Annotated in this window: 20 protein-coding genes; 9 read left to right on the forward strand and 11 right to left on the reverse strand. The window is 60.6% G+C overall.

Annotation, left to right across the window (positions count from 1 at the left end):
• Positions 1–72 precede the first annotated feature (72 nt).
• The 5 genes from miaA to B7L09_RS14655 form a co-directional block, all read right to left on the reverse strand.
• Positions 73–1,044 carry a tRNA (adenosine(37)-N6)-dimethylallyltransferase MiaA gene (gene miaA, locus B7L09_RS14635; RefSeq protein ID WP_094469411.1) on the reverse strand — a complete coding sequence of 324 codons (972 nt, stop codon included), beginning with the start codon at positions 1,042–1,044 and terminating at the stop codon, positions 73–75.
• Positions 1,044–2,954 carry a DNA mismatch repair endonuclease MutL gene (gene mutL / locus B7L09_RS14640; RefSeq protein ID WP_094469412.1) on the reverse strand — a complete coding sequence of 637 codons (1,911 nt, stop codon included), beginning with the start codon at positions 2,952–2,954 and terminating at the stop codon, positions 1,044–1,046. Before mutL ends, miaA begins: the two co-directional genes overlap by 1 nt.
• A complete protein-coding gene (locus tag B7L09_RS14645; protein WP_094469413.1) occupies positions 2,951–4,378 on the reverse strand; it encodes an N-acetylmuramoyl-L-alanine amidase in 1,428 nt (475 codons plus the stop codon). Before B7L09_RS14645 ends, mutL begins: the two co-directional genes overlap by 4 nt.
• Positions 4,379–4,849: a tRNA (adenosine(37)-N6)-threonylcarbamoyltransferase complex ATPase subunit type 1 TsaE gene (tsaE, locus tag B7L09_RS14650; RefSeq protein WP_094469414.1), complete on the reverse strand. Its 471-nt coding sequence runs from the start codon at positions 4,847–4,849 to the stop codon at positions 4,379–4,381.
• A complete protein-coding gene (locus B7L09_RS14655) occupies positions 4,837–6,336 on the reverse strand; it encodes an NAD(P)H-hydrate dehydratase (protein ID WP_094469415.1) in 1,500 nt (499 codons plus the stop codon). Before B7L09_RS14655 ends, tsaE begins: the two co-directional genes overlap by 13 nt.
• Positions 6,337–6,399: 63 nt before the next feature.
• Here B7L09_RS14655 and queG point away from each other — a divergent pair, with 63 nt between their 5' ends.
• Positions 6,400–7,479, forward strand: a complete 1,080-nt coding sequence (gene queG, locus B7L09_RS14660; protein ID WP_094469416.1) for a tRNA epoxyqueuosine(34) reductase QueG — start codon at positions 6,400–6,402, stop codon at positions 7,477–7,479.
• On the opposite strand, the gene B7L09_RS14665 is transcribed toward queG, so the two are convergent.
• The gene (locus B7L09_RS14665) at positions 7,461–8,072 is read right to left on the reverse strand and encodes a trimeric intracellular cation channel family protein (RefSeq protein WP_094469417.1); all 612 of its coding nucleotides are present in this window, start codon (positions 8,070–8,072) and stop codon (positions 7,461–7,463) included. The genes queG and B7L09_RS14665 overlap by 19 nt on opposite strands.
• A 232-nt stretch (positions 8,073–8,304) precedes the next feature.
• Entirely contained in the window at positions 8,305–8,847 is a 543-nt protein-coding gene (orn, locus tag B7L09_RS14670) for an oligoribonuclease (RefSeq protein ID WP_094469418.1), read from the reverse strand.
• A 107-nt stretch (positions 8,848–8,954) separates the two neighbouring features.
• Between orn and rsgA the strand changes: the two genes are divergently transcribed.
• The 4 genes from rsgA (at position 8,955) to B7L09_RS14690 (ending at position 12,081) form a co-directional block, all read left to right on the forward strand.
• Positions 8,955–9,986, forward strand: a complete 1,032-nt coding sequence (gene rsgA / locus B7L09_RS14675; RefSeq protein WP_094469419.1) for a small ribosomal subunit biogenesis GTPase RsgA — start codon at positions 8,955–8,957, stop codon at positions 9,984–9,986.
• Positions 9,987–10,198: 212 nt separating this feature from the next.
• Positions 10,199–10,606 carry a TIR domain-containing protein gene (locus B7L09_RS14680; RefSeq protein ID WP_010464205.1) on the forward strand — a complete coding sequence of 136 codons (408 nt, stop codon included), beginning with the start codon at positions 10,199–10,201 and terminating at the stop codon, positions 10,604–10,606.
• A gap of 3 nt (positions 10,607–10,609) precedes the next feature.
• Positions 10,610–11,569 carry a caspase family protein gene (locus tag B7L09_RS14685; RefSeq protein ID WP_010464207.1) on the forward strand — a complete coding sequence of 320 codons (960 nt, stop codon included), beginning with the start codon at positions 10,610–10,612 and terminating at the stop codon, positions 11,567–11,569.
• Positions 11,569–12,081: a toll/interleukin-1 receptor domain-containing protein gene (locus tag B7L09_RS14690; protein WP_255142030.1), complete on the forward strand. Its 513-nt coding sequence runs from the start codon at positions 11,569–11,571 to the stop codon at positions 12,079–12,081. The genes B7L09_RS14685 and B7L09_RS14690 overlap by 1 nt, the downstream gene beginning before the upstream one ends.
• Before the next feature lie 774 nt (positions 12,082–12,855).
• On the opposite strand, the gene motB is transcribed toward B7L09_RS14690, so the two are convergent.
• Both motB and motA read right to left on the reverse strand, forming a co-directional pair.
• A complete protein-coding gene (gene motB / locus B7L09_RS14695) occupies positions 12,856–13,890 on the reverse strand; it encodes a flagellar motor protein MotB (protein ID WP_094469420.1) in 1,035 nt (344 codons plus the stop codon).
• 3 nt (positions 13,891–13,893) lie between these two features.
• The gene (gene motA, locus B7L09_RS14700; RefSeq protein ID WP_094469421.1) at positions 13,894–14,745 is read right to left on the reverse strand and encodes a flagellar motor stator protein MotA; all 852 of its coding nucleotides are present in this window, start codon (positions 14,743–14,745) and stop codon (positions 13,894–13,896) included.
• Between the two features lie 166 nt (positions 14,746–14,911).
• On the opposite strand from motA, the gene B7L09_RS14705 reads away from it, so the two are divergent.
• The 3 genes from B7L09_RS14705 to asd are packed head-to-tail and all read left to right on the forward strand — an operon-like array spanning position 14,912 to position 18,187.
• Entirely contained in the window at positions 14,912–16,450 is a 1,539-nt protein-coding gene (locus B7L09_RS14705; protein ID WP_094469422.1) for an HDOD domain-containing protein, read from the forward strand.
• Positions 16,451–16,493: 43 nt separating this feature from the next.
• Positions 16,494–17,309 carry a thiosulfate sulfurtransferase gene (gene rhdA / locus B7L09_RS14710; RefSeq protein WP_094469423.1) on the forward strand — a complete coding sequence of 272 codons (816 nt, stop codon included), beginning with the start codon at positions 16,494–16,496 and terminating at the stop codon, positions 17,307–17,309.
• A gap of 17 nt (positions 17,310–17,326) precedes the next feature.
• A complete protein-coding gene (gene asd, locus B7L09_RS14715) occupies positions 17,327–18,187 on the forward strand; it encodes an archaetidylserine decarboxylase (RefSeq protein ID WP_094469424.1) in 861 nt (286 codons plus the stop codon).
• A gap of 56 nt (positions 18,188–18,243) precedes the next feature.
• Here asd and B7L09_RS14720 read toward each other — a convergent pair whose 3' ends face one another.
• Positions 18,244–18,645: a lectin OAA family protein gene (locus B7L09_RS14720; RefSeq protein WP_094469425.1), complete on the reverse strand. Its 402-nt coding sequence runs from the start codon at positions 18,643–18,645 to the stop codon at positions 18,244–18,246.
• Positions 18,646–18,843: 198 nt separating this feature from the next.
• Here B7L09_RS14720 and B7L09_RS14725 point away from each other — a divergent pair, with 198 nt between their 5' ends.
• Positions 18,844–20,622 carry a cyclic-di-GMP receptor FimW-related protein gene (locus tag B7L09_RS14725; protein WP_094469426.1) on the forward strand — a complete coding sequence of 593 codons (1,779 nt, stop codon included), beginning with the start codon at positions 18,844–18,846 and terminating at the stop codon, positions 20,620–20,622.
• A gap of 147 nt (positions 20,623–20,769) precedes the next feature.
• Here the strand turns inward: B7L09_RS14725 and serB are convergent, their stop codons facing one another.
• Complete coding sequence (serB, locus tag B7L09_RS14730; RefSeq protein WP_094469427.1) at positions 20,770–21,984, reverse strand: phosphoserine phosphatase SerB; 1,215 nt, start codon at positions 21,982–21,984, stop codon at positions 20,770–20,772.
• Between the last annotated feature and the right edge of the window lie 11 nt (positions 21,985–21,995).

Consider the following 21,995-nt stretch of genomic DNA (forward strand, 5'->3'; position numbering starts at 1 on the left):
CAATATAAAAATTNGGAAAATAGATAGCTTATGGCCGTCACACCCCCAAGGATAGACGGCAATTGCAAGGACTCAGCTCAATATGGAGACCGTTCCCAAGTATTTCAAGGCGCGTGACAGATTGTCGCTGTCCAGGCTGTCCAACCAGTGCAAATCGCTCCAGCTGCGCAGCCAGGTGAACTGGCGCTTCGCCAATTGGCGCGTGGCAATGATGCCGCGCTCCTGCATCTCGGCTTGGGTCAGCTTGCCATCCAGGTAGTCCCAGACTTGTCGGTAGCCTACCGCACGTATAGACGGCAACCCGGAATGCAGGTCACTTCGCTTACGCAGGGCTACGACCTCGTCAATGAATCCCTGTTCCAACATAACTGTGAATCTTTGTTTAATTCGCTCATGCAGCACCTGGCGATTTGCCGGAGCAATGGCCAGATTCGCCACAGTATAGGGCAATTGTTGCAGTCCCGAAGCGGCTGCTTCAGTACTTTGCGCACTTTGTCTCAGTCGCAGCTCGGTCATGCTCTGACCGCTGACGCGATAAACTTCCAGCGCTCGACTGAGTCGCTGCGGATCGTTCGGATGAATTCGCGCTGCCGAAACCGGATCAACGAGCGCCAATTGTTCGTGCAGGGCTTGCCAGCCAAGGCGTGCAGCCTCTTCTTCGATCTGCGCGCGGACCTCGGGATCGGCCGCCGGCATTTCTGCCAGTCCTTCGACCAAAGCCTTGTAGTAGAGCATCGTGCCGCCTACAAGCAGCGGAATTTTGCCTCGCGAAGTGATCTCGGCCATCGCCTCAAGCGCATCACGGCGAAAATCCGCCGCCGAATAGCTCTCGGCCGGGTCAAGGATATCGATCAAACGGTGCGGGAATTCCGCCAGCGTTTCTTTCGAAGGCTTGGCGGTGCCGATATCCATACCGCGATAGACCAGCGCCGAATCGACACTGATCAGCTCGCAAGGCAGGACCTTGGTGAGCTCGATGGCCAGATCAGTCTTGCCCGCTGCGGTCGGGCCCATCAGGAAAATCGCGGGGGGCAAGGCACTCATCACCGGCCGCGCAAGAACAGTTTGTCCAAATCGTCCAGGCCCATCTGGGTCCAGGTCGGTCGGCCATGGTTGCATTGCCCGCTGCGCTCGGTGTTTTCCATGTCGCGCAGCAGGCCGTTCATTTCCGGCANCGCCAGACGCCGGTTTGCCCGAATCGCGCCGTGGCAGGCCATGGTGCCAAGCAGTTCGTTGAGGTGCGCCTGGATACGGTCACTGGTGCCGTATTCCATCAGGTCTGCCAGCACGTCACTCACCAATCGATTGGCTTCGGCTTGCTTGAGCAAGGCCGGAATCTGCCGGATCGCCAGTGTTTCCGGGCCGAGTCGCTGCAGCTCAAAGCCCAGGCGCTGGAACCACGCGACGTTTTCTTCGGCACAATCGCCTTCGCGCTCGCTCACCGCCAACGATTCCGGCACCAACAGCGGCTGGCCGCTGAGACCTTCACTGGCCATGGCGATCTTCAGGCGCTCGTACATGATCCGCTCATGGGCGGCGTGCATGTCCACCAGCACCAGGCCGTGGGCGTTTTCCGAGAGAATGTAGATGCCTTTGAGCTGCGCCAATGCGTAGCCCAATGGAGGAATATCATCCTGCCCGGCCGGGAGCGCGACGGCATTTGCCTCTGGCAAAGGTGCAAAAAACTCCCGGTACGCCGCCTGGGCTTCAGCCGCTGGCACGCCCGACTGAGGACGCGGCGTGTATTGATACTGATAACCGGCGCCAGCGCCCGAGCCTGCTGTCGTATTGAACGACGGCTGCGCTTGAGGTTGTTCCAGCAAGGCATTGGCCGCCAGGCGCATTTCGCCCTGGGGACCGAACTCACCCGCATCGATACCGGTCGGCCGAACAATCGCCGTCGCCACCGGCGCAGCCAGATGATCATCCGGGCGCACATCGCCCAGGGCGCGGTGCAAGGTGCCATACAGGAAGTCATGCACCATGCGCCCGTCGCGAAAGCGCACTTCGTGTTTGGTCGGGTGCACGTTGACGTCGACCACCGACGGATCGACCTCAAAGAACAGTACAAATGTCGGATGGCGACCGTTGAACAACACGTCGCGATAAGCCTGGCGTACCGCGTGGGCCACCAGTTTGTCGCGCACCGCACGGCCATTCACAAAGAAATACTGCAAGTCCGCCTGGCTACGGGAGAACGTCGGCAAGCCTACCCAGCCCCACAGCCGCAAGCCGTTGCGTTCGATTTCAATCGGCAGCGCCTGCTCCAGGAAGCCCGCGCCGCAGATCGCCGCCACACGCCGNGCGCGAGCCGCNTCGTCATGGGCTTCGTGCAGGCTGAGGATGGTCTTGCCGTTGTGGCGCAAATGGAACGCCACGTCGAAGCGCGCCAGTGCCAGGCGCTTGATGACTTCTTGCAGCTGATCGAATTCGGTTTTTTCGGCCTTGAGGAATTTGCGTCGCGCCGGAGTGTTGAAGAACAGGTCGCGCACCTCAACCGACGTACCCACCGGGTGCGCCGCTGGCTGGACCCGAGGCGCCATGTCGCGGCCTTCGGTCTCGACTTGCCAGGCCTGATCGGCATCCTTGGTGCGGGACGTCAGGGTCAGACGCGCCACGGAGCTGATCGAGGCGAGTGCTTCACCGCGAAACCCGAGGCTCATGACCTGCTCGAGGTCTTCGAGGTTACGGATCTTGCTGGTGGCGTGACGGGCCAAGGCCAGCGGCAGGTCATCCGAAGAGATGCCACTGCCGTCGTCGCGCACCCGCAGCAGCTTGACGCCGCCTTGCTCCACGTCGACATCGATGCGCCGGGCGCCGGAGTCGAGGCTGTTTTCCAGCAACTCCTTGATCACCGACGCCGGACGCTCAACCACCTCACCGGCGGCAATCTGGTTCGCCAGTCGCGGGCTGAGCAGCTCGATGCGAGCCGTGTTGGTCAGCACCTGATTCATTCTTTGGACGCCAGTTCTGTGCCGGGAATGGTCAGGGTCTGACCGATTTTCAGCTCGTCGCTTTTCAGGTTATTGGCGCTGCGCAAGGTGGCCGGAGACACTTGGTAACGCACGGCAATCATCGCCAGCGTTTCGCCCGGGCTCACCCGGTGATCNCGNGGGCCCTGGGCGATTTTCCCGGAGTCACGCAGCCAGGCGATGTAGGTGCCCGGTGGCGGGTTCTGCTGGAAGAACTGGCGCACGCCACTGCTGATCGAACGCGCCAGCGCCTGCTGGTGGTTCGCTGCGGCAANCTTNGAGGCTTCGTTGGAGTTGGAGATAAACCCGGTTTCCACCAGGATCGATGGAATGTCCGGCGACTTCAACACCATGAANCCCGCCTGTTCCACGCGCTGTTTGTGCAGCGGCGTGACGCGACCGATGTTGCTCAAGACTTTTTGGCCAACGTTCAGGCTGGACGTCAGGGAAGCGGTCATCGACAAGTCGAGGAGCACGCCCGCGAGCATGCGGTCCTTATCGTCGAGGCTGACGTTGCCGGCGCCGCCGATCAAGTCGGAACGGTTTTCACTGTCGGCCAGCCAGCGGGCCGTCTCCGAGGTGGCACCGCGATCAGACAGGGCAAACACCGACGCACCGAACGCAGCAGCGGAAGGCGCGGCATCGGCGTGGATCGAGACGAACAGGTCGGCGCCTTTCTTGCGGGCGATTTCGGTACGGCCGCGTAATGGAATGAAGTAGTCGCCGGTACGGGTCAGTTCGGCGCGGAAGCCTTTCATGCCGTTGACCTGGCGTTGCANTTCACGAGCGATGGCCAGTACCACGTCTTTTTCGTGCTGCCCGCGCGAGCCAGAGGCACCCGGGTCTTCACCGCCGTGGCCGGCGTCGATCACCACGATGATGTCGCGTTTGCCCGCCGGAGCAGGCGGCAGCTTGACCGGCGGGTCTATCGGGGTGACTGGAACCGGCGCGACCGTCGCAACGTTGGTCGGCGGCGGAATCGGTGCGGCGTCGGCGGCGTTATCGAACAGATCGACCACCAGCCGATTGCCGTATTGGGCGTTCGGCGCCAGCACAAAACTTTTCGGGGTCACGGCCTTTTTCAGGTCGATGACCACACGCANGTCGGTCGGCGTGCGTTGAGCCGAGCGCATGGCGGTGATTGGCGTATTCGAAGCATTGACGTTCAGGGGGGCGCCGAGGGTCGCGCCATTGATGTCGATCACCAGCCGATCGGGGGANGTCAGGGTGAAAACGCTGTGTTGCACCGGCCCGGTCAGGTCGAACACCAACCGCGTGTTGTCCGGCGCCCGCCACAAACGAACGCTGTTGACCTTTGTTTCGGCCACAGCGTTGACGGTCACCGCCAAAAACAACAACCCTACGGCAGCTACCATCGCGCGAAAGCGCATACCAGACCCCATCATTTAATTGGATTCCAATGCCAAAGCGGCACACCACGACTCGCCGCGCGAGCCCTGGGACAAAATTTTCAGCGAACGCCCGCTGTCTTGCGGGCTAATGGTAATGGTCAGGTCGGGCTTTGGCAAAAAGCCTGCACCCTTCTGGGGCCATTCGATCAGGCACAGCGCGTCGTCATCGAAGTAGTCGCGGATACCGAGGTACTCCAGCTCTTCCGGGTCGACCAGGCGATAGAGGTCGAAATGGAAGGCCCGGATGTCGCCGATCTCGTAAGGCTCGACCAGGGTGAACGTCGGACTTTTTACCGCGCCGACATGCCCCAGGCCACGGATGATGCCCCGTGAAAGCGTGGTTTTCCCCGCCCCCAGATCGCCTTCCAGAAAAATCAGACCGTGCCCTTGGGTGGTTTGTGCGATGCGTGCGCCAAATGCGGTCATCGCCTCTTCATCGGCCAGGTACAGGGTTACTTCAGACACGGTGCTTGCTCCTCCAACAACTGACGAATGGCTGGGATCAGATCACTGGCCGCCAGCCCACGGCCCGATTTACCTTGTTGCGCGCCGGCATTGGCGTGCAGCCAGACAGCCAGGCAGGCGGCGTCGAATGCGTCCATGCCCTGGGCCAGCAACGCACCAACCAGACCGGCCAACACATCACCCAAACCCGCGGTGGCCATGGCCGGATGGCCCTGATGACACAACGACAGGCGCCCATCGGGGCTGGCAATCAGACTGCCCGCGCCTTTCAGAATCACTACAGCTGTATATTTTTTGCTCAATGCATGCGCCGCCGCCGGGCGATCAGCCTGGACTTCGGCGGTGCTGATCCCCAGCAACCGCGCCGCTTCACCCGGATGCGGCGTGATCACACAACCCTTGGGCAGGCTCATATGGCTTGAAGCCAGCAAATTCAACGCATCGGCATCCCAGACTTGCGGCAACGGCGCATTGGCAGCTGCCGACAAAAGACTGCGCCCCCAGGCAGCCTGACCCAGGCCCGGGCCGACCACCAGCACGGAAACCTTTTGCAGCAGTTCCATCAGTTGATTGGCCGACGAAGTGCCCAGCACCATGGCCTCGGGAATTCTCGCCAACGCCGCAGGCACGTGTTCACTGCGCGTGGCCACGGACACCATGCCCGCACCACTGCGCAGGGCACTTTGTGCGCTCAGCAGAATGGCGCCGCCAAAGCCACGATCACCGCCGATCAGCAAGACGTGGCCGAATTTGCCTTTATGGGCGGTTGGCGTGCGAACCGCCAGACGCGGCAAGTTACCGGCTGTCAGGCGCCGTGCATCTATGTCGACCCCGTTAAACGACTCGGCGCTGGCTTGCAGATCGTTGAACACCAGCTCGCCGACCACATCCGCCGCGTCGCCCGTGAACAATCCGACCTTCAAGCCAATGAACGTCACGGTCAGATCAGCTTGAACAACCGAACCCAAAATGCGCCCGGTATCGGCGCACAAACCCGAAGGGATATCCACTGCCGCCACCGGCAGGCCACTGGCATTGATCGCGGCAATCGCACTGGAGAAGGGCTCTCGCACCTCGCCGGTCAAACCGGTGCCGAGCAAGGCGTCGAGTACGATCCCACGCAACTCCGACTGCACAGTGAAGGCTTGAACCGCGATGCCCTCTGACACGGCCTCGGCATGGGCCAATGCCGCATCGCCCCGCAAACGCTGGGGATCACCGGCCGCCAACACCCGCACATGCCAACCGGCACGCCGGGCCAGCACCGCCACCAGATAACCGTCGCCCGCGTTATTGCCGTGACCGGCCACCACGCTCAATTCATTCGCCGACGGCCACTGACGGACCAGCGCACGCCAGGTCGCTCGCGCTGCCCGCTGCATCAATTCGAAGCCCGGCGTGCCGGCCGCGATCAGGTTCGCATCGAGGGCTCGCACGTGCGCGGCGCTGTACAGCGCGTCGGGTAATTCATCTTTAGTGTGCGGCATGCGTCTTCGGGCTCCGATGTCTGGCAGAATTATACGCACCTCAGCTCCGGTTTCCCTTGTCTCATGCCTGCCATCACCACCGATCTGCCCGCCCTCGCCCAATCGATCAAAGACTGGGGCCGTGAACTGGGCTTTCAACAAGTCGGCATCAGCGGCCTGGACCTGGCCGAGCATGAGCAGCACCTGCAACGCTGGCTCGACGCGGGCTACCACGGCGAAATGGACTACATGGGCGCCCACGGCAGCAAACGCTCACATCCCGAAGAGCTCGTTCCCGGCACGTTGCGCGTAGTTTCCCTGCGCATGGACTACCTGCCCGGTGACACCCAAATGGCGCAATTACTGGCGCAACCGGAAAAAGCCTACGTATCGCGTTATGCCTTGGGCCGCGATTACCACAAATTGATCCGTAAACGTGTGCAACACCTGGCAGAAAAAATTCAGGCGGTCATCGGGCCGTTCGGCTACCGCGCCTTTGTCGACAGCGCGCCGGTGCTGGAAAAAGCCATCGCCGAACAGGCAGGCCTGGGCTGGATCGGCAAAAACACCCTGGTACTCAATCGCAAGGCCGGCAGTTATTTCTTCTTGAGCGAACTGTTTGTCGATTTGCCCCTGCCGGTCGATCCACCGCACAGCACCGAACATTGCGGCCGCTGCACGGCCTGCCTGGACATCTGCCCCACCAACGCCTTCGTCGGCCCCTATGTACTGGATGCACGACGCTGCATTTCTTACCTGACCATCGAACTAAAAAGCGCGATCCCCGAAGATTTGCGCCCGTTGATCGGCAATCGAGTGTTCGGTTGCGATGACTGCCAGATCGTCTGTCCGTGGAACCGCTTCGCCCGCCCGTCCGTCGAAAGCGACTTCAAGCCACGGCACAACCTGGACAACGCCGAATTGGCCGAACTGTTCATGTGGGATGAGGACAGGTTCCTCAGCAGCACCGAAGGATCACCGCTGCGCCGTGCCGGTTACGAGCGTTGGTTGCGCAATCTCGCAGTGGGGCTAGGGAACGCACCGTCGAGCATTCCGGTGCTGGAAGCCTTGAAGGCGCGCCGCGACTATCCGTCGGAACTGGTGCGGGAACATGTCGAGTGGGCACTGAAACAACACGCCGAGCGTCAGGCTTCGTCGTTATAAACGAACTTCGGCATTTCCCAGTGGAATCGAATCGCCAGCAACCGCAGCAGGAAGCCGCCAAACAGCGTGATCAGAATCGCCTGTTCGCCGGGTAATTGCAGGTAGATGCAGAGCATGTAGCACCACGCGGCAGCGAACGAGACGCTGGCGTAGAGTTCGCGGCGGAAGATCAGTGGGATGTCGTTGCAGAAGATATCCCGCAGGATGCCGCCGAAAACCCCGGTGATGACGCCGCTGACCGAGGCCACCAGCATGCCGTGGCCCATTTCCAGCGCCGTCATGCAGCCAATCAGGGTGAATGCCACCAGCCCCACGGCGTCGAGCACCAGGAACAGCGAGCGCAAGTGTCGCATCCAGCGTGCAGCGAAGACGGTGAACATCGCCGCGATCGAGGTCAACACCAGGTATTCCGGGTGTTTGACCCAGGTCAGCGGGTAGTGNCCGAGCAACACATCACGCACCGAACCGCCGCCCAGCGCCGTGACGCAGGCGATCAGCACCACGCCAAACCAGTCCATGCCGCGCCGACCGGCGGACAGGGCACCGGTCATGGCTTCGGCGGTGATGGCGATGAGGTAGAGCATCAACAGCATGNTGGCGGTCCTTGCAGAAAGGCGCGCAGTCTAGCCATTTAGTCCCGGCACCAAAAGAGGGTGATCTCCCAGGAAGGCCGAGTTACCTGCTTCGCGAGCTTGCTCCCGCTGGAGTGCGAAGCGCTCCCAAAATCGGGCGATGGATTTATTCAGGTAGATCACCTACGCAGAATTTACGACTGCTGCGCAGCCGAGCGGGAGCAAGCCGGCGCCTACAGTCCGTATTCCAGATTTAGAATTTGATGAAATGCTTGCGGTAGTGCTGCAGCTCGGCGATGGACTCGCGGATATCGTCCAGTGCCAAGTGAGTGCTGCCTTTATGGAAGCTGTCCTTAACTTCCGGCGCCCAGCGTGCGGCCAGCTCTTTCAAGGTGGACACATCCAGGTTGCGATAGTGGAAGTAGCTTTCCAACCCCTTCATGTGCGTATAAAGGAAGCGGCGGTCCTGGCAGATGCTGTTGCCGCAGATCGGCGACTTGCCCTTGGGCACCCATTTTTCCAGGAAGGCGATGGTTTCGGCTTCAGCTTCAGCCATGCTGATGCGGCTGTCGCGCACCCGTTGGGTCAGCCCGGAGNTGCCGTGGTGACGGGTGTTCCACTCGTCCATGGTGGCGAGTACGGCGTCGCTGTGATGGATGGCGATCACCGGACCTTCAGCCAAGGTGTTGAGGTTGCTGTCGGTGACAATGGTCGCCATCTCGATGATGACGTCGGTGTCGGGGTTCAGACCGGTCATTTCCAGATCGATCCAAATCAGATTCTGCGGGTTTTGCATGTGTCGGCTCCTAGGCAATGCTGCGCAGTTTAGCCTAGGGCGGTGCCGGGGCGTGCTAAACTCGCGGCCGTTTTACCTAATCGCTGCATTCTTGATACGGAACACCAATGGCCAAACGCCAGCTCAATCGTCGCCAAAACTGGCGCATCGAAAAGATTCAAGGTGAACGCGCCGCCCGCGCCGCCAAACGCGAGTCCTCGGCTGTCGAAGCACTCGAGGGNGGCGACCTGGGNCCCGAACAAACGGGCCTGGTGATCGCACACTTTGGTGTGCAGGTCGAAGTCGAGGCGCTGGAAGGCGAACTCGCGGGTTCTGTTTCCCGTTGCCACTTGCGCGCCAACCTGCCTGCGCTGGTGACCGGCGACAAGGTCGTGTGGCGTGCCGGCAACCAAGGCATCGGCGTAATCGTCGCCCAANTGCCGCGTAAAACCGAACTCTGCCGCCCGGACAGCCGTGGCCAGCTCAAGCCTGTTGCGGCCAACGTCGACATGATTGTCATCGTCTTCGCCCCGCTGCCCGAGCCTCACGCGAACCTGATCGACCGTTATCTCGTCGCCGCTGAGCATGCAGGNATTCGCCCGTTGTTGCTGCTGAACAAATTCGACCTGATCGACGAGCAGAACGCCCCGGCGCTCAATGCGTTGCTGGCGGTCTATCGCACCCTGGGTTACCCGGTGCTGGAAGTCTCGGCGCATCACGGCAACGGCATGGAACAGCTGCAACAGCAGTTGGACGGGCGCATCAGTGTGTTTGTCGGCCAGTCGGGCGTGGGCAAATCGTCGCTGGTCAACAGCCTGCTGCCGGAAGTCGACACCCGTGTCGGCCCGCTGTCGGAGCTGTCCGGCCAGGGTACCCACACCACCACCACCGCACGGTTGTTCCACTTCCCCGGTGGCGGTGAGTTGATCGACTCCCCGGGTATCCGCGAATTCGGCCTGGGCCACGTCAGCCGCGCCGACGTCGAAGCCGGTTTCATCGAGTTCAACGACCTGATCGGCACCTGCCGCTTCCGCGACTGCAAACACGACCGCGAGCCGGGTTGCGCCTTGCTCAAGGCACTGGAAGAGGGTCGTGTGCAGCAGCAACGGATGAACAGTTATCGCTCGATCATCGCCAGTTTGCCGGAAACCAGTTATTAAGTAGCCGTGATCATGTTCGTGATGCCACGAACATGATCAGCAGAAAGCAGCAGACACAAAAAGCCGCGATCATCTCGCGGCTTTCTGGTTTCAGGGGGCTGCTTTTTCCAGCCTTGAAGGACCCGTCTCTTTAACCGCGCAGCCCTTGTTGCGGCCATCCAAGTGCATACATTCAAGCCCTCTTCGCATTCCGGCGATACCGAGGGACATCCATGCAAACCTATCATTTGTTCATCAGCCACTCGTGGAGTTATCCCCACGCCCACGACAACCTCGTGCGCCTGCTCAACGCCAAACCCGGCTTCACGTTCAAAAATTTTTCAGTGCCGACGGACAACCCGATCATCGGCGCCCAGACCGATAAACAACTGGAAGAAGCCATCGAGAACAAGATCAGGCCTTGCTCGGCGGTGCTGATCATGGCGGGTATGTATTCCACCTACAGCAAGTGGATCAACAAGGAAATCGAGATCGCCCGGCGCATGGGCAAGGTGATCATTGCGGTCAAACCCTTTGGTGCAGAGCGGATTTCTGCCGTAGTACGCCAGGCCGCACATGCTGAGTGTGCCTGGAACACCAACAGCATCATCAGTGCCATTCGCACTCACGCGGCGGGATGAGCCATGCGCAAGGGATTGTTCATCGGGATCAACCATTACGCCCACGTCTCCCCATTGAGCGGATGCAACAACGACGCGATGGCCATGGCCTCAGTGCTGGAGCGTCACGCCAACGGGCGACCGAATTTCAGCAGCAAGGTGCTGACCTCAGCCGAAGATGACCTTTCGCTGACGGCCATGAAGCAGCACATCCAAAGTCTGTTTTCCGGCGATTGTGATGTGGCGCTGCTGTATTTCGCCGGCCACGGCCAGTTCGATACCAGCATCGACGAAGGACTGCTGATTCCTCAGGACTTTGCACCGGGTGGCGATGGCATTCGTATCAGCGACATATTGAGTTGGGCGGACAACGCCCCTCACATCAAGAACAAAATCATCATCCTCGACTGCTGCCAGGCCGGCGCAGCCGCCGCGATGCGCGGGTTACGCGGCGGCAGCAGCGTCATCGGCGAAGGCATGACCATCCTCACCGCCTGCAAAAAAGACCAGGTTGCGCTCGAAGGACGCGGTCACGGCGTGTTTACCGATCTGCTGCTGCAAGCACTGCACGGCGGGGCCGCCAACGTACTGGGCAAGGTCACTCCCGGCAGCGTGTATTCGTTCGTCGACAATGCGCTGGGAGCGTGGGAACAACGGCCGGTGTTCAAGACCAACGTCTCGCAATTTGTCCCCTTGCGCGAGGTCACGCCACTGATCGCCGAAGAGACCCTGCGCAAACTCAAGGACTGGTTCCCGGAGCCCAGCCATGTCTTTGCACTCGACCCCAGCTACGAACCCACCGAAACATCGTTTGACCCGGACCACGGCGAAGTCTTCGCCCAGCTGCAAAAGTGCAATCGCCACAGCCTGATCGAACCGGTGGACGCCGAACACATGTACTACGCCGCCATCCATTCCACCGGCTGCCGCCTCACGGCCCTCGGCGCCTATTACCGCGAACTCGCGATCAAGGGACATTTCTGATGCCTGTATTTATTAGTTACCGCCACACCGACCGCGTCCAGGCGATGGCCATCAATGCGCGCCTGAAACTGGCGAATATCAAGACCTATCTCGATGTGCTGGACACAGAATCCCAGCAGACCGACGACATTACCGCCGTCATCACCCGCAACATTACCGAATGCACGCACTTGCTGGCGGTGGTCTCGCAGGAGACCGCCATGTCCTGGTGGGTGCCGTTCGAAATCGGTGAGGCGACCATCAGTGATCGCAGGATCTGCTCTTACAAGATCGGGGCCAGCGCGCTGCCGCTATACCTCGATAAATGGCCGAAGCTGAGTGGTGATACCGATCTCGACTTTTTTATCGATGCGTACCGCAAAGAGGAGCAGGTTACGGGCGGCTTTGATTCGGTGAGTAGCGGTTTCCAAAAGGTCGGAAATTTTGGCTTCGGTGTCGATGAACAGCGTCGGACCGACGCTGAAATTGCCTTGGAGCGGGTGATATTTGGACATGACTTGAATCTCATCTGATAGGTGAAACTCCCACCCTTTCGCGGCTAAACGAATTGGGGTGGTAGCTGTGCGCGGGTTAGCCGACCGGACAGATGAACCCGGCACACCCTGAGGTGTCCCACGCACAGCCACCATAGACATAGATGCCAGGCAGCAAAAACGCCGCGATTATACGGGCGCTTGTGCATCATCTGATACGACCGGCTAAAGTCGATCACCGATTTGTCGGCGACAGCGAAACTATAGGCAGACGCCCGCAAGTCTGAGAACCCCGCCACAAAATTTCAGACCGTTCCTACAACTTCTAATCTCACCAGCAAACCGGTTCCGACAGGGAAACACCCCCTGACAATCAGGTCGGCTATCAGGCCGCCTCGCGGCGCTGTTGCGGTGCACGCCCCCTCGAGAGGCCGAGTGGAGGTTCTGCGTAGTGGGCAACCCGGCAGGACGCCGGGTTAGCCGCNCTGGGCCANGGATGGCCCATGGCGGCGGCCCACGGATTCAAGCCGGAGTGAGGGCATGCCGAGCCTGGGCGAGGCACCGAACGAAAGGGGCAAGAGCCTTTTGGTTACTTTGGGGCTCTTCCAAAGTGACTCGCTGTAAGAGCGAAACCATTGGCGGCCGTTACCGCAGAAATGGATATGTACACCGCCCTCCCCCCGTCGCCTGACTCAAAGCCTTCGCGAGCGGGCTCGCTCCCACAGGGGCCATGCCCACGCGAAAAATGCAGTGACGTCCAAACCCGTGAAAGCCGCACAAAAAAGCCGACATCTCTGTCGGCTTTTTTGTAGGTCACTGCTTCGGCGGTTCCGCCGGTTTCGGCGCCGGGTTTTCAAAGATATTCAAACGCTCGCGAAGCTCATGGGCCGGCAGCGGTTGTTTATCCGCCGGCAACGCGTTCGGATCGACCGGCGTGGCCGGCACTTCGCCCGGGCCACCCTGGCCTTGCGCTGGCGTTGGCTCCGGCGCAGGTTCAGCACCTTGCGAACCTTCAATGGCCTTTTGGGCTTTCTTGGTCAGCACCACGATGTCGATCCGGCGGTTGACCGGGTTGAACGGGTTCTCGCGGTCGAACAGCGCCGACGAGGCATAACCGACGACCCGCGCCACTTGCTGATCCGGATAGCTGCCAGCGACCAGCGCACGGCGAGCGGCGTTGGCACGGTTGGCCGAAAGCTCCCAGTTGCCGAAGTCNCCCNNGCCCGAGTACGGCTTGGCATCGGTGTGGCCACTGATGCTGATCTTGTTCGGCACCGCTTTGATNGTGTCGGCCATGGCCAGCAGGATGTCTTCAAAGTACGGTTTCAAACGCGCACTGCCGGAGTCGAACATCGGCCGGTTGGCGGCGTCGGTGATCTGGATGCGCAAGCCGTCCTGTGTGATTTCGAACAGGATCTGGTCCTTGAATTTTTGCAGCTGCGGATTTTCATCAACCTTGTTCTGCAATTCTTGCAGCAACAGTTCCAGGCGTTCCTTCTCGACCTGTTCGGCCATGCCTTCGACCTGTTCAGTATCGACGGTGACGCGGTCGGGCTGCGGCTGGGACTTCACCTCGGGGTTGAGGGTGTTCTCTGGCGCCAGGGTCGGCGAACCGCCCAGATCGATGATGTACGGCGTGCCGCTTTCGGTGAAGCCGACCGGGTCCTTGAAGTAACCGGCGATGGCGATTTTTTGTTCCGGCGTAGCGGTCGACATCAACCACAGCACCAGAAAGAACGCCATCATCGCCGTCGCGAAGTCGGCGAAGGCGATTTTCCATGCGCCACCATGGTGCCCCGCAGCGAAGCGCTTGACGCGCTTGATGATTATCGGCTGGTTGTTTTCCATGGTTTAGCGACCGCGAACCGCTTGTTCCAGCTCGGAAAAACTTGGGCGATGTTTCGGGTACAGCACCTTGCGCCCGAACTCCACCGCCAGCGATGGCGGCATGCCGGAAGCCGAAGCCACCAGCGAGGCCTTGATGGCTTCGTAGACGTTCAGTTCTTCCTTGGCTTCGTGGGCCAGGGCATGGGCCAACGGGCCAAAGAAACCGTAGGCCGCCAGAATACCGAAGAAGGTACCGACCAGTGCCGCACCCACGTGCAGGCCGATCATTTTCTGGTCGCTTTCACCCAGGGAGGCCATGGTCACCACGATACCCAGTACGGCCGCGACGATACCGAAACCGGGCATGGCGTCGGCGATGCCGTTCACCGCATGGGAAGGATGATCCAAATCTTCCTTGAGGCTGGTCAGCTCCATGTCGAACAGGCCTTCGAGCTCGTGAGGCGCCATGTTGCCGGAGGACATGATGCGCAGGTAATCACAGATGTAGGCGGTCATGCGCTCATCTTTGAGCACGGCCGGGTACTTGGCGAAAATCGGGCTGGCGGCGGCGTCTTCGATATCGCCTTCGATGGCCATCATGCCTTCGCGGCGGCTNTTGTTGAGGATCTCGTAAATCAGACCCAGCACTTCCAGATAGAACGTGTGACTGAAGCGCGAGCTGAACATTCCCAAGGCTTTCTTGAGAACGAGCTTGAACATGTGACCAGGGTTGGCCTGCAGGAATGCACCGAGGGCCGCACCACCGATAATCATCACCTCGAAAGGTTGAATCAGGGCGGCAATCTTGCCGTGGGAGAGCACGTATCCGCCGAGCACGCTCGCGAATACGACGATGATGCCGATTATTTTAGCCATAGGTAGGAGAGCACTTACTGAGTCGGGTTCAAGGTCATATTCGGAAGTTAAAAAATCTCTTCTTCTACTTATCGGCAAAACTGCGCCAGACTATAGCCCGTTCAAGCGAAAAGCTAATTTAGCCCTCTCCGGGCATAGGTAATGCAGACGATGATCACGTCCAACCATGGCTAACGAAACGAACACCCCAACCCCAAAACCGACCACCCTTGAAGGCTGGGTCAAGCTTCTCGACGGCGTGCGCCTGCCGGTTCCGCAAGACAGTCACGACCGTGTCTGCAAGGCCCTCGCCGATAATCGCAGCTCGCTTCGCGACATCGCCGAATTGTTGCAGGACAGCCCGGCACTGGCCTTGAGCGTGATTCGCGAAGCCAATCGCCACACCCACGGCAGCATGACCGAGCCGGCGGAAAACCTTGAGGTGGCGATCAATCGTCTCGGGTTGAAACGCACTGAGGAACTGCTCGCCCGGTTGCCTGCCGAACCTCAATCCCAGATCCCGGTGGCGTTGCGTCAGCTGCAGATGATCAGCCAGCACGCGACCCANCAAGCCAGCGGNTTGTTCGCCAGCCGCCTGGCGCGTTTGTGGCAAGACATCCACTGGGGCAGCCTGCTGTTTCTCTCACCGCTCTGGCCGATGGCGTTGACTCATCCGCAACTGCTCGAAGAGTGGGAGTTGCGGGTCATCCATAAAGGCGAGTCGGCGCGCAAAGTCGAAAAGCAATTGTTCGGCGTTCGCCTGCTGGACATCTGCCAGGCGCTGGTGGACATCTGGCGCCTGCCGATCTGGGTGCAGCAAGGTTATCGCCTGCTGCTCAACGAGCAGCGCGAACTGGTCAAAGTCCTGCGCATTGCCCGGGACAGCGAGCATCCATTGCGTCAGCAAAACCGCCTCGATGACGATCCGACTTTGCGTCGCTGGCTCAACCAACCGGCCAATACCGTGTTGCTGGCCAATGGGCTGGCACTGTCGGCGCAACAGGCCTGGGACAGTCCGCACAGCGAGCGCTGGCAATACCTGACCAGCCTTTACCTGCAAATGCCGATGAGCGACGTGCAGCAGCAACTGCATCAACAAGCCGTCAACAGCGCGCACCAGCATGCCATGCCGGACATCTGGCACCCTGCCATAGCGTTGATCTGGCCCTCGGGCGTGAACCGCATTCACGCCGGGTTGCTGCCGGCACCGGCGCCGACCACCGAAGACCTGACGGCATGGCGTAAACAATGTGCCGAACTGCTGGTCGAGCCGAGCCGCTTCACCAATGCGATGCACTTGACCACGTCGGCCCGGGACGCCCTGGTCGCGTGCGGCATGCGTCGGGTGATGATTTTGATGGCTGACCGCACCCACGCCAATTTGCGTGCGCATCAGACGGCCGGGCTGGCGAAGGAAGCGGCGGGGCTGAATCTGGTCGTGAGTCAGAGCACCGTGCTGCAACGGTTGCTCTCGCAACAGGCCCAGGTGCGATTGACCCCGGCCAACAACGCACAGTTCTCGGCGTTGCTACCCGCCAGCCTGCGCGCGCAGTTTCGCGGCGAACACCTGCTGCTGCGCTCGCTGGTCAACAATGGTCGGGTGATCATGGTCGTTGTGGCGGATCAGGGCGGCGGGCCGTTTTCGGAAATCACCGTGCAAGCCTTCGGCAAAACCGCGCAGTGCATTGAAAAGGCACTCCAAAGCTTTAGCCAGCGCGGTCAATGAATGCTGCGCTACAATCCTCCCCTTTGTGCTCTGGAGACCTCACATGTCTGACTTCTCTGGCTTGGCGCTGGTCATCGAGCCGAGCGACTTGCTCCCTCGCCTTGAGTCCCGCGAACTGATTCTGGTGGACCTGACCAGCAGTGCCCGCTATACCGAAGGGCATATTCCCGGTGCGCGTTTTGTCGATCCCAAACGCACACAACTCGGCCAGGCGCCTGCCCCCGGGCTGATGCCGCCGCAAGCGGCACTCGAAGCGTTGTTCGGTGAGTTGGGACATAACGCCAATGCCACCTACGTGGTCTACGACGACGAAGGCGGCGGCTGGGCCGGGCGTTTTATCTGGCTGCTCGACGTGATCGGCCATCGTAACTACCACTATCTTGACGGTGGCCTGACAGCCTGGCTGGCAGAAGGCATGCCCATGTCGATCCAGGTCCCGGCCCCCGTTGGAGGCCCGGTTGCGTTGACCCTGCACGACGAACCCACGGCCACGCGCGAATACCTGCAAAGCCGTCTCGGTGCCGCCGACCTGGCGATCTGGGACGCGCGCGGCCCGCTGGAATACTCCGGCGAGAAAGTCCTGGCAGCCAAGGCCGGGCATATTCCCGGCGCGGTGAATTTCGAATGGACGGCCGGCATGGATCAGGCGCGCAACCTGCGCATCCGCACGGACATGCCCCAGATCCTGGAACAACTCGGTATCACCAAAGACAAAGAAATCATCACCCACTGCCAGACTCACCACCGCTCTGGCTTCACCTACCTGGTGGCCAAGGCGCTCGGTTATCCGCGAGTCAAAGGTTATGCCGGTTCCTGGGGCGAATGGGGCAACCACCCCGACACCCCCGTTGAGATTTAAGGTTTTAAGGACACTTAATGAAAAAGCAGTTGTTTATCCTCAGCCAATACTTGCTGCCGCACCACTTGCTGTCGCGCCTGGCCGGCTGCGTTGCCGAGTGCCGCGTGCGCTGGTTCAAGAACGCCTTCACCAGTTGGTTCGCCAAGCGCTACCAAGTGGACATGTCCCAGGCGCTGGTTGAAGACCTGACCGCCTACGAGCATTTCAACGCTTTCTTCACCCGCGCTTTGAAAGACGGCGCTCGCCCGCTCGATGAAACCCCGGGTGCCATTCTCAGCCCGGCCGACGGTGCAGTCAGCCAACTCGGCCCGATCGAACACGGCCGCGTATTCCAGGCCAAGGGCCACAGCTTCAGCGTGCTGGAACTGCTGGGCGGCGACGCGGCACTCGCTGCGCCGTTTATGGGCGGTGATTTCGCCACCATCTACCTGTCGCCGAAGGACTACCACCGCGTGCACATGCCGCTGGCCGGCACCCTGCGCGAGATGGTCTACGTGCCTGGGCGGATTTTCTCGGTAAACCAGACCACCGCCGAAAACGTGCCTGAGCTGTTTGCACGTAACGAGCGTGTTGTCTGCCTGTTCGACACCGANCGCGGGCCAATGGCCGTGGTGCTGGTGGGCGCGATGATCGTGGCGTCGATTGAAACGGTATGGGCCGGGTTGGTTACGCCGCCGAAGCGCGAGCTGAAAACCTTCCGCTACGACGAAGCCGCCCGCGCGCCGATTCACTTGGAAAAAGGAGCGGAACTGGGTCGCTTCAAGCTGGGTTCGACCGCGATCGTGCTGTTCGGGCCGGACCANGTGAAATGGGCTGAGGGGCTCGGTGCCCTGTCGCCAGTACAAATGGGCCAGGCGCTGGGCCTGCCAACAGCCTGATGGGCTGATCCGCCCCGTCGAACGTTTTCGAAGGGGCGGACATTTCGGTAGCGCCGTTACTCTATCTGTCCACGAAAGCCGATCGGCCCTTCGTTGGCGTAGGTATTGGTGCCACTGAGGTTTTTCCCTCCATCATTGGAGGTGACGCTCAACGCCACAACGTTCTGATTATCACGGCCGCCGATGACCCACTTGCCACCCGGATGCCATGGAGCGTCGTTGCCGCCCCACTGATTTTCCACGTTGTACTGGTTCTGGCCCGTGCGCTGAGCCTTGAAGCCAATGGGACCTTCACCCGCGTAAGTCATGGTGCCGGTGAAGCTCTTCCCGCCATCGCCCGATTTGATTTCGATCGCGACCACGTTCTGGTTGTCCCTCGCACCTAACGTCCAGTCTCCTCCCGGATGCCAGGGTGCCGAACTACCGCCCCATTGATTTGCCACTACGTATCTAGACATGAACCTCATCTCCTTGAAGTTACAAGAGACCTGCCCTGCGTAGGCAGCAGGCCGCACGACCGTGCGTATCCAGTCGCACGTGTGTCAGATTAGTAGTACGCCCGGGCGGCACTCGACTGACAGACAAACGGTCGACATCTGTAACTGCTACAGTCAGATCATTCACTGCCCATTTCCCGGTTGGAGTTTTTCTACGGCATGAATGAAACCAGCCCTCACCTGCTGCTACGCGCCCCGATCCCGACGCAGTTGCGCCTGTCGTTCTGTGAACCGACACCACGCGACCTCAAGCGCTGGATCGCCAACCTGCCCAAAGCCAACATCGGTGAAACCGCTCGCCTGCTCTATCAAGGCTTGAGCGAACTCAACCAACTGCTCACCCCCAGCGACAATCGCCTGCAACTGCTCGAACTGTTGCGACCCGAGGTGTATTACGTCTGCAAACACCTGGAACGGCATTTCCTGCACCAGGCGATTGTGCTCGACGAGCGTTCGCGCAAGATCGCCAACCTCTGCCAGGCCCTGCAAAGTCACTTGGCGATTGGTTACAAACAGATTGTCGTGCGCATCACCCCGCGCTTCAGCAAGGATCGAGCATCGCTGCTGACCCAAGCGTTGCAGCGGGCGATTCATTGCCTGAACGGGCCGCTGATTCGCTCGACTCAACTCTATTGCCCGGTACCGGAAGGCCTGTGGCTGGAGCTGCATCAGCTGTATCGGATCGCCTGCGCACTCAAACTTCAGCACCTGAGCCTGCGCGATGAACTGGCCAGCCAGACCAAAACCCTGAGCATCGAAGAGACTTACGTGACCGCCCTGCTGCTAGGCGCCTCACGCTGCAATCAACTGCGCCAGAGCCAGATCGCCCGGCTCGCCGAGGTACTGGAGCCCTGGAGCCAATGGATAAAGTTGCAATCCGGCCAACCCGTAGACGGCTTGTTTGCCGTCGCGCCGGACCTCGATACCGGGCCGCGCTATCGTTCGAAGTTCAGGGCCGAGCAGCAGGCCGGTTTGCTGGGGATTGATCCGCAGCCCCTGGTCGCCGCCATCGAAGCACATCTGCAAGGCAATGACGGCACGCCGCCGCTGCCCGTGCCGACCGGGCTCAGCCTGGATACGCTGCAACACCTGCACGCCGCCTGGGGTCAAGCGGCTGAGCGCAGTTTTCAACGCACAGTCGGCCAAGGCACCTTGACCTTGTGCGTGGGCATGAGCGCATTGCACTTCTACCTGGGCGGGGAACGTTCGTTCAGCGATATTCTGAAAAACCCCGGCACCCGACTCGCGCAGTTCTCGGCAGCGTCCCCGACGAACCAGGGAAAGGACCAATGGCACCAGGCGTTCGACGCCGCCCCCCATGGCAGCGCCGATACCCTGCTGCCCTACGAAGAAATTGAATACCCGCACCTTCAGAACGACGACAGCCAGGAAGCGGCCGATAGCAATCGGCACTTTCCGACCTACGCCCTGCCGGTCATCAACCACAGTCCCGGCGGTTATTGCCTGGCGTGGCCCAACGCGGTGCCCGCCGAGTTACAGGCTGGCGAGATGGTCGGCATTCAGGATTCTGCCAATCAGGGCTGGAGTATTGCGGTGGTGCGCTGGATTCGTCAGGTGCGGGGCGGCGGGACGCAGATGGGGATCGAGCAGGTCGCGCCCTACGCCGAGCCTTGCGGGTTGCAACTGGTGCGAACGCGGGACGACCACAGTCAATATCTGCGTGGCCTGTTGTTGCCGGAAATCAGCGCCATCGACCTGCCCGCCACGTTGCTCGCCCCGCGCCTGCCCTTTCAGGAAGGCAGCAAAGTGCTGATCAACACCAACGGCCAGGAACGCCGCGCCGGGCTTGATCGGCGGGTGGCGAGCACCAACAGCTTCAATCAGTTTGCCTATCGTTCGCTGGAGGCGACCAAGAACGACAACGCCGCGGGGAGCGGCGTCGAGGAGGATTTTGATTCGTTGTGGAAATCGCTTTGAGGGTGATTCCAATACCTGTGGCGAGGGAGCTTGCTCCCGTATGGACTGCGTAGCAGTCCTTTTTTGGGGCCGCTTCGCAGCCCAGCGGGACGGTGCGGCGATCCGACAAGCTCCCTCGCCACAAGAGCCTTTCAGCCCTGAGGAAACTCAGAGCTGTCCGTCGCGATCCCGAAAACCCAGCAGATACAGCACACCATCCAGCCCAAGGGTGGAAATTGCCTGCTTGGCCGATTGCTTGACCAGCGGCTTGGCGCGGAACGCCACACCCAAGCCGGCAATCGCCAGCATCGGCAAGTCATTGGCGCCGTCACCGACTGCAATGGTCTGTTCCAGACGCAAACCTTCCTTGTGGGCCAATTCCTTCAGCAGATCCGCCTTACGCTGAGCGTCGACAATCGGCTCGACGGCCACGCCGGTCACCTTGCCATCCACCACTTCCAGCTCGTTGGCGAACACATAGTCGATGCCCAGCTTGGCCTGCAACTGCTTGGCGAAGTAGGTAAAACCGCCCGACAGGATTGCGGTCTTGTAGCCCAGGCGCTTGAGTTCGGCGAACAGGGTTTCGGCGCCTTCGGTCAGGCGCAGCGAAGCACCGATGGAGTCCAGCACGCTGACATCCAGGCCCTTGAGCAATGCCAGGCGCTCCTTGAAGCTCGCGCGAAAGTCCAACTCGCCGGCCATTGCGCGTTCGGTGATGGCGGACACCTGCTCGCCCACGCCGGCAGCCTTGGCCAACTCGTCGATGACTTCGGCTTCGATCAGGGTCGAGTCCATATCGAACACCGCCAGGCGGCGGTTACGGCGGAACAGCGAATCTTCCTGGAAGGCGATATCAACATTCAGCTCCTGGGCCACGCTGAGGAATTCAGCTCGCAGNGCCTGCGGATCAGCCGCTTCGCCGCGCACGGAGAACTCGATACAGCCCTTGCCCTTGTCGGCCGGCGTGTCCAATGGCATGCGCCCGGACAAACGATCGATGTGATCGATGTTCAGGCCATATTTGGCGGTGATCGAGCTCACGGCCTGCAATTGCCCGGCGGTCACCTTGCGAGTCAGCAAGGTCACGATGTGGCGCTTTTTGCCCTGGCCGTCGACCCAGTGTTGGTAGTCCGCTTCGGAGACCGGGGTGAAACGCACCTGCTGGTCGAGCTCGTAACCCTTGAACAGGATGTCCTTGAGCACCGACTTGCCTTGCTCGGTATCAGGAATTTCAACCAGGATGCCGAACGACAGGGTGTCGTGGATCACCGCCTGACCGATGTCGAGAATGTTCACACCACCCTGGGCCAGAACACCGGTAATGGCTGCGGTGAGACCCGGGCGGTCTTCACCTGTGATATTTATCAGGACAATTTCGCGCAAAGCGCACCCCC

The organism is Pseudomonas mandelii, from assembly GCF_002251635.1.
GTDB classification, from domain to species: Bacteria; Pseudomonadota; Gammaproteobacteria; order Pseudomonadales; family Pseudomonadaceae; genus Aquipseudomonas; species Aquipseudomonas mandelii_B.

Coding starts and splice junctions, on each gene's coding strand:
- miaA (WP_094469411.1), bottom strand. CDS start 1,044: ATGAGTGCCTTGCCCCCCGCGATTTTCCTGATGGGCCCGACCGCAGCG.
- B7L09_RS14655 (WP_094469415.1), bottom strand. CDS start 6,336: ATGCCGCACACTAAAGATGAATTACCCGACGCGCTGTACAGCGCCGCG.
- queG (WP_094469416.1), top strand. CDS start 6,400: ATGCCTGCCATCACCACCGATCTGCCCGCCCTCGCCCAATCGATCAAA.
- B7L09_RS14680 (WP_010464205.1), top strand. CDS start 10,199: ATGCAAACCTATCATTTGTTCATCAGCCACTCGTGGAGTTATCCCCAC.
- B7L09_RS14685 (WP_010464207.1), top strand. CDS start 10,610: ATGCGCAAGGGATTGTTCATCGGGATCAACCATTACGCCCACGTCTCC.
- B7L09_RS14690 (WP_255142030.1), top strand. CDS start 11,569: ATGCCTGTATTTATTAGTTACCGCCACACCGACCGCGTCCAGGCGATG.
- rhdA (WP_094469423.1), top strand. CDS start 16,494: ATGTCTGACTTCTCTGGCTTGGCGCTGGTCATCGAGCCGAGCGACTTG.
- B7L09_RS14720 (WP_094469425.1), bottom strand. CDS start 18,645: ATGTCTAGATACGTAGTGGCAAATCAATGGGGCGGTAGTTCGGCACCC.
- B7L09_RS14725 (WP_094469426.1), top strand. CDS start 18,844: ATGAATGAAACCAGCCCTCACCTGCTGCTACGCGCCCCGATCCCGACG.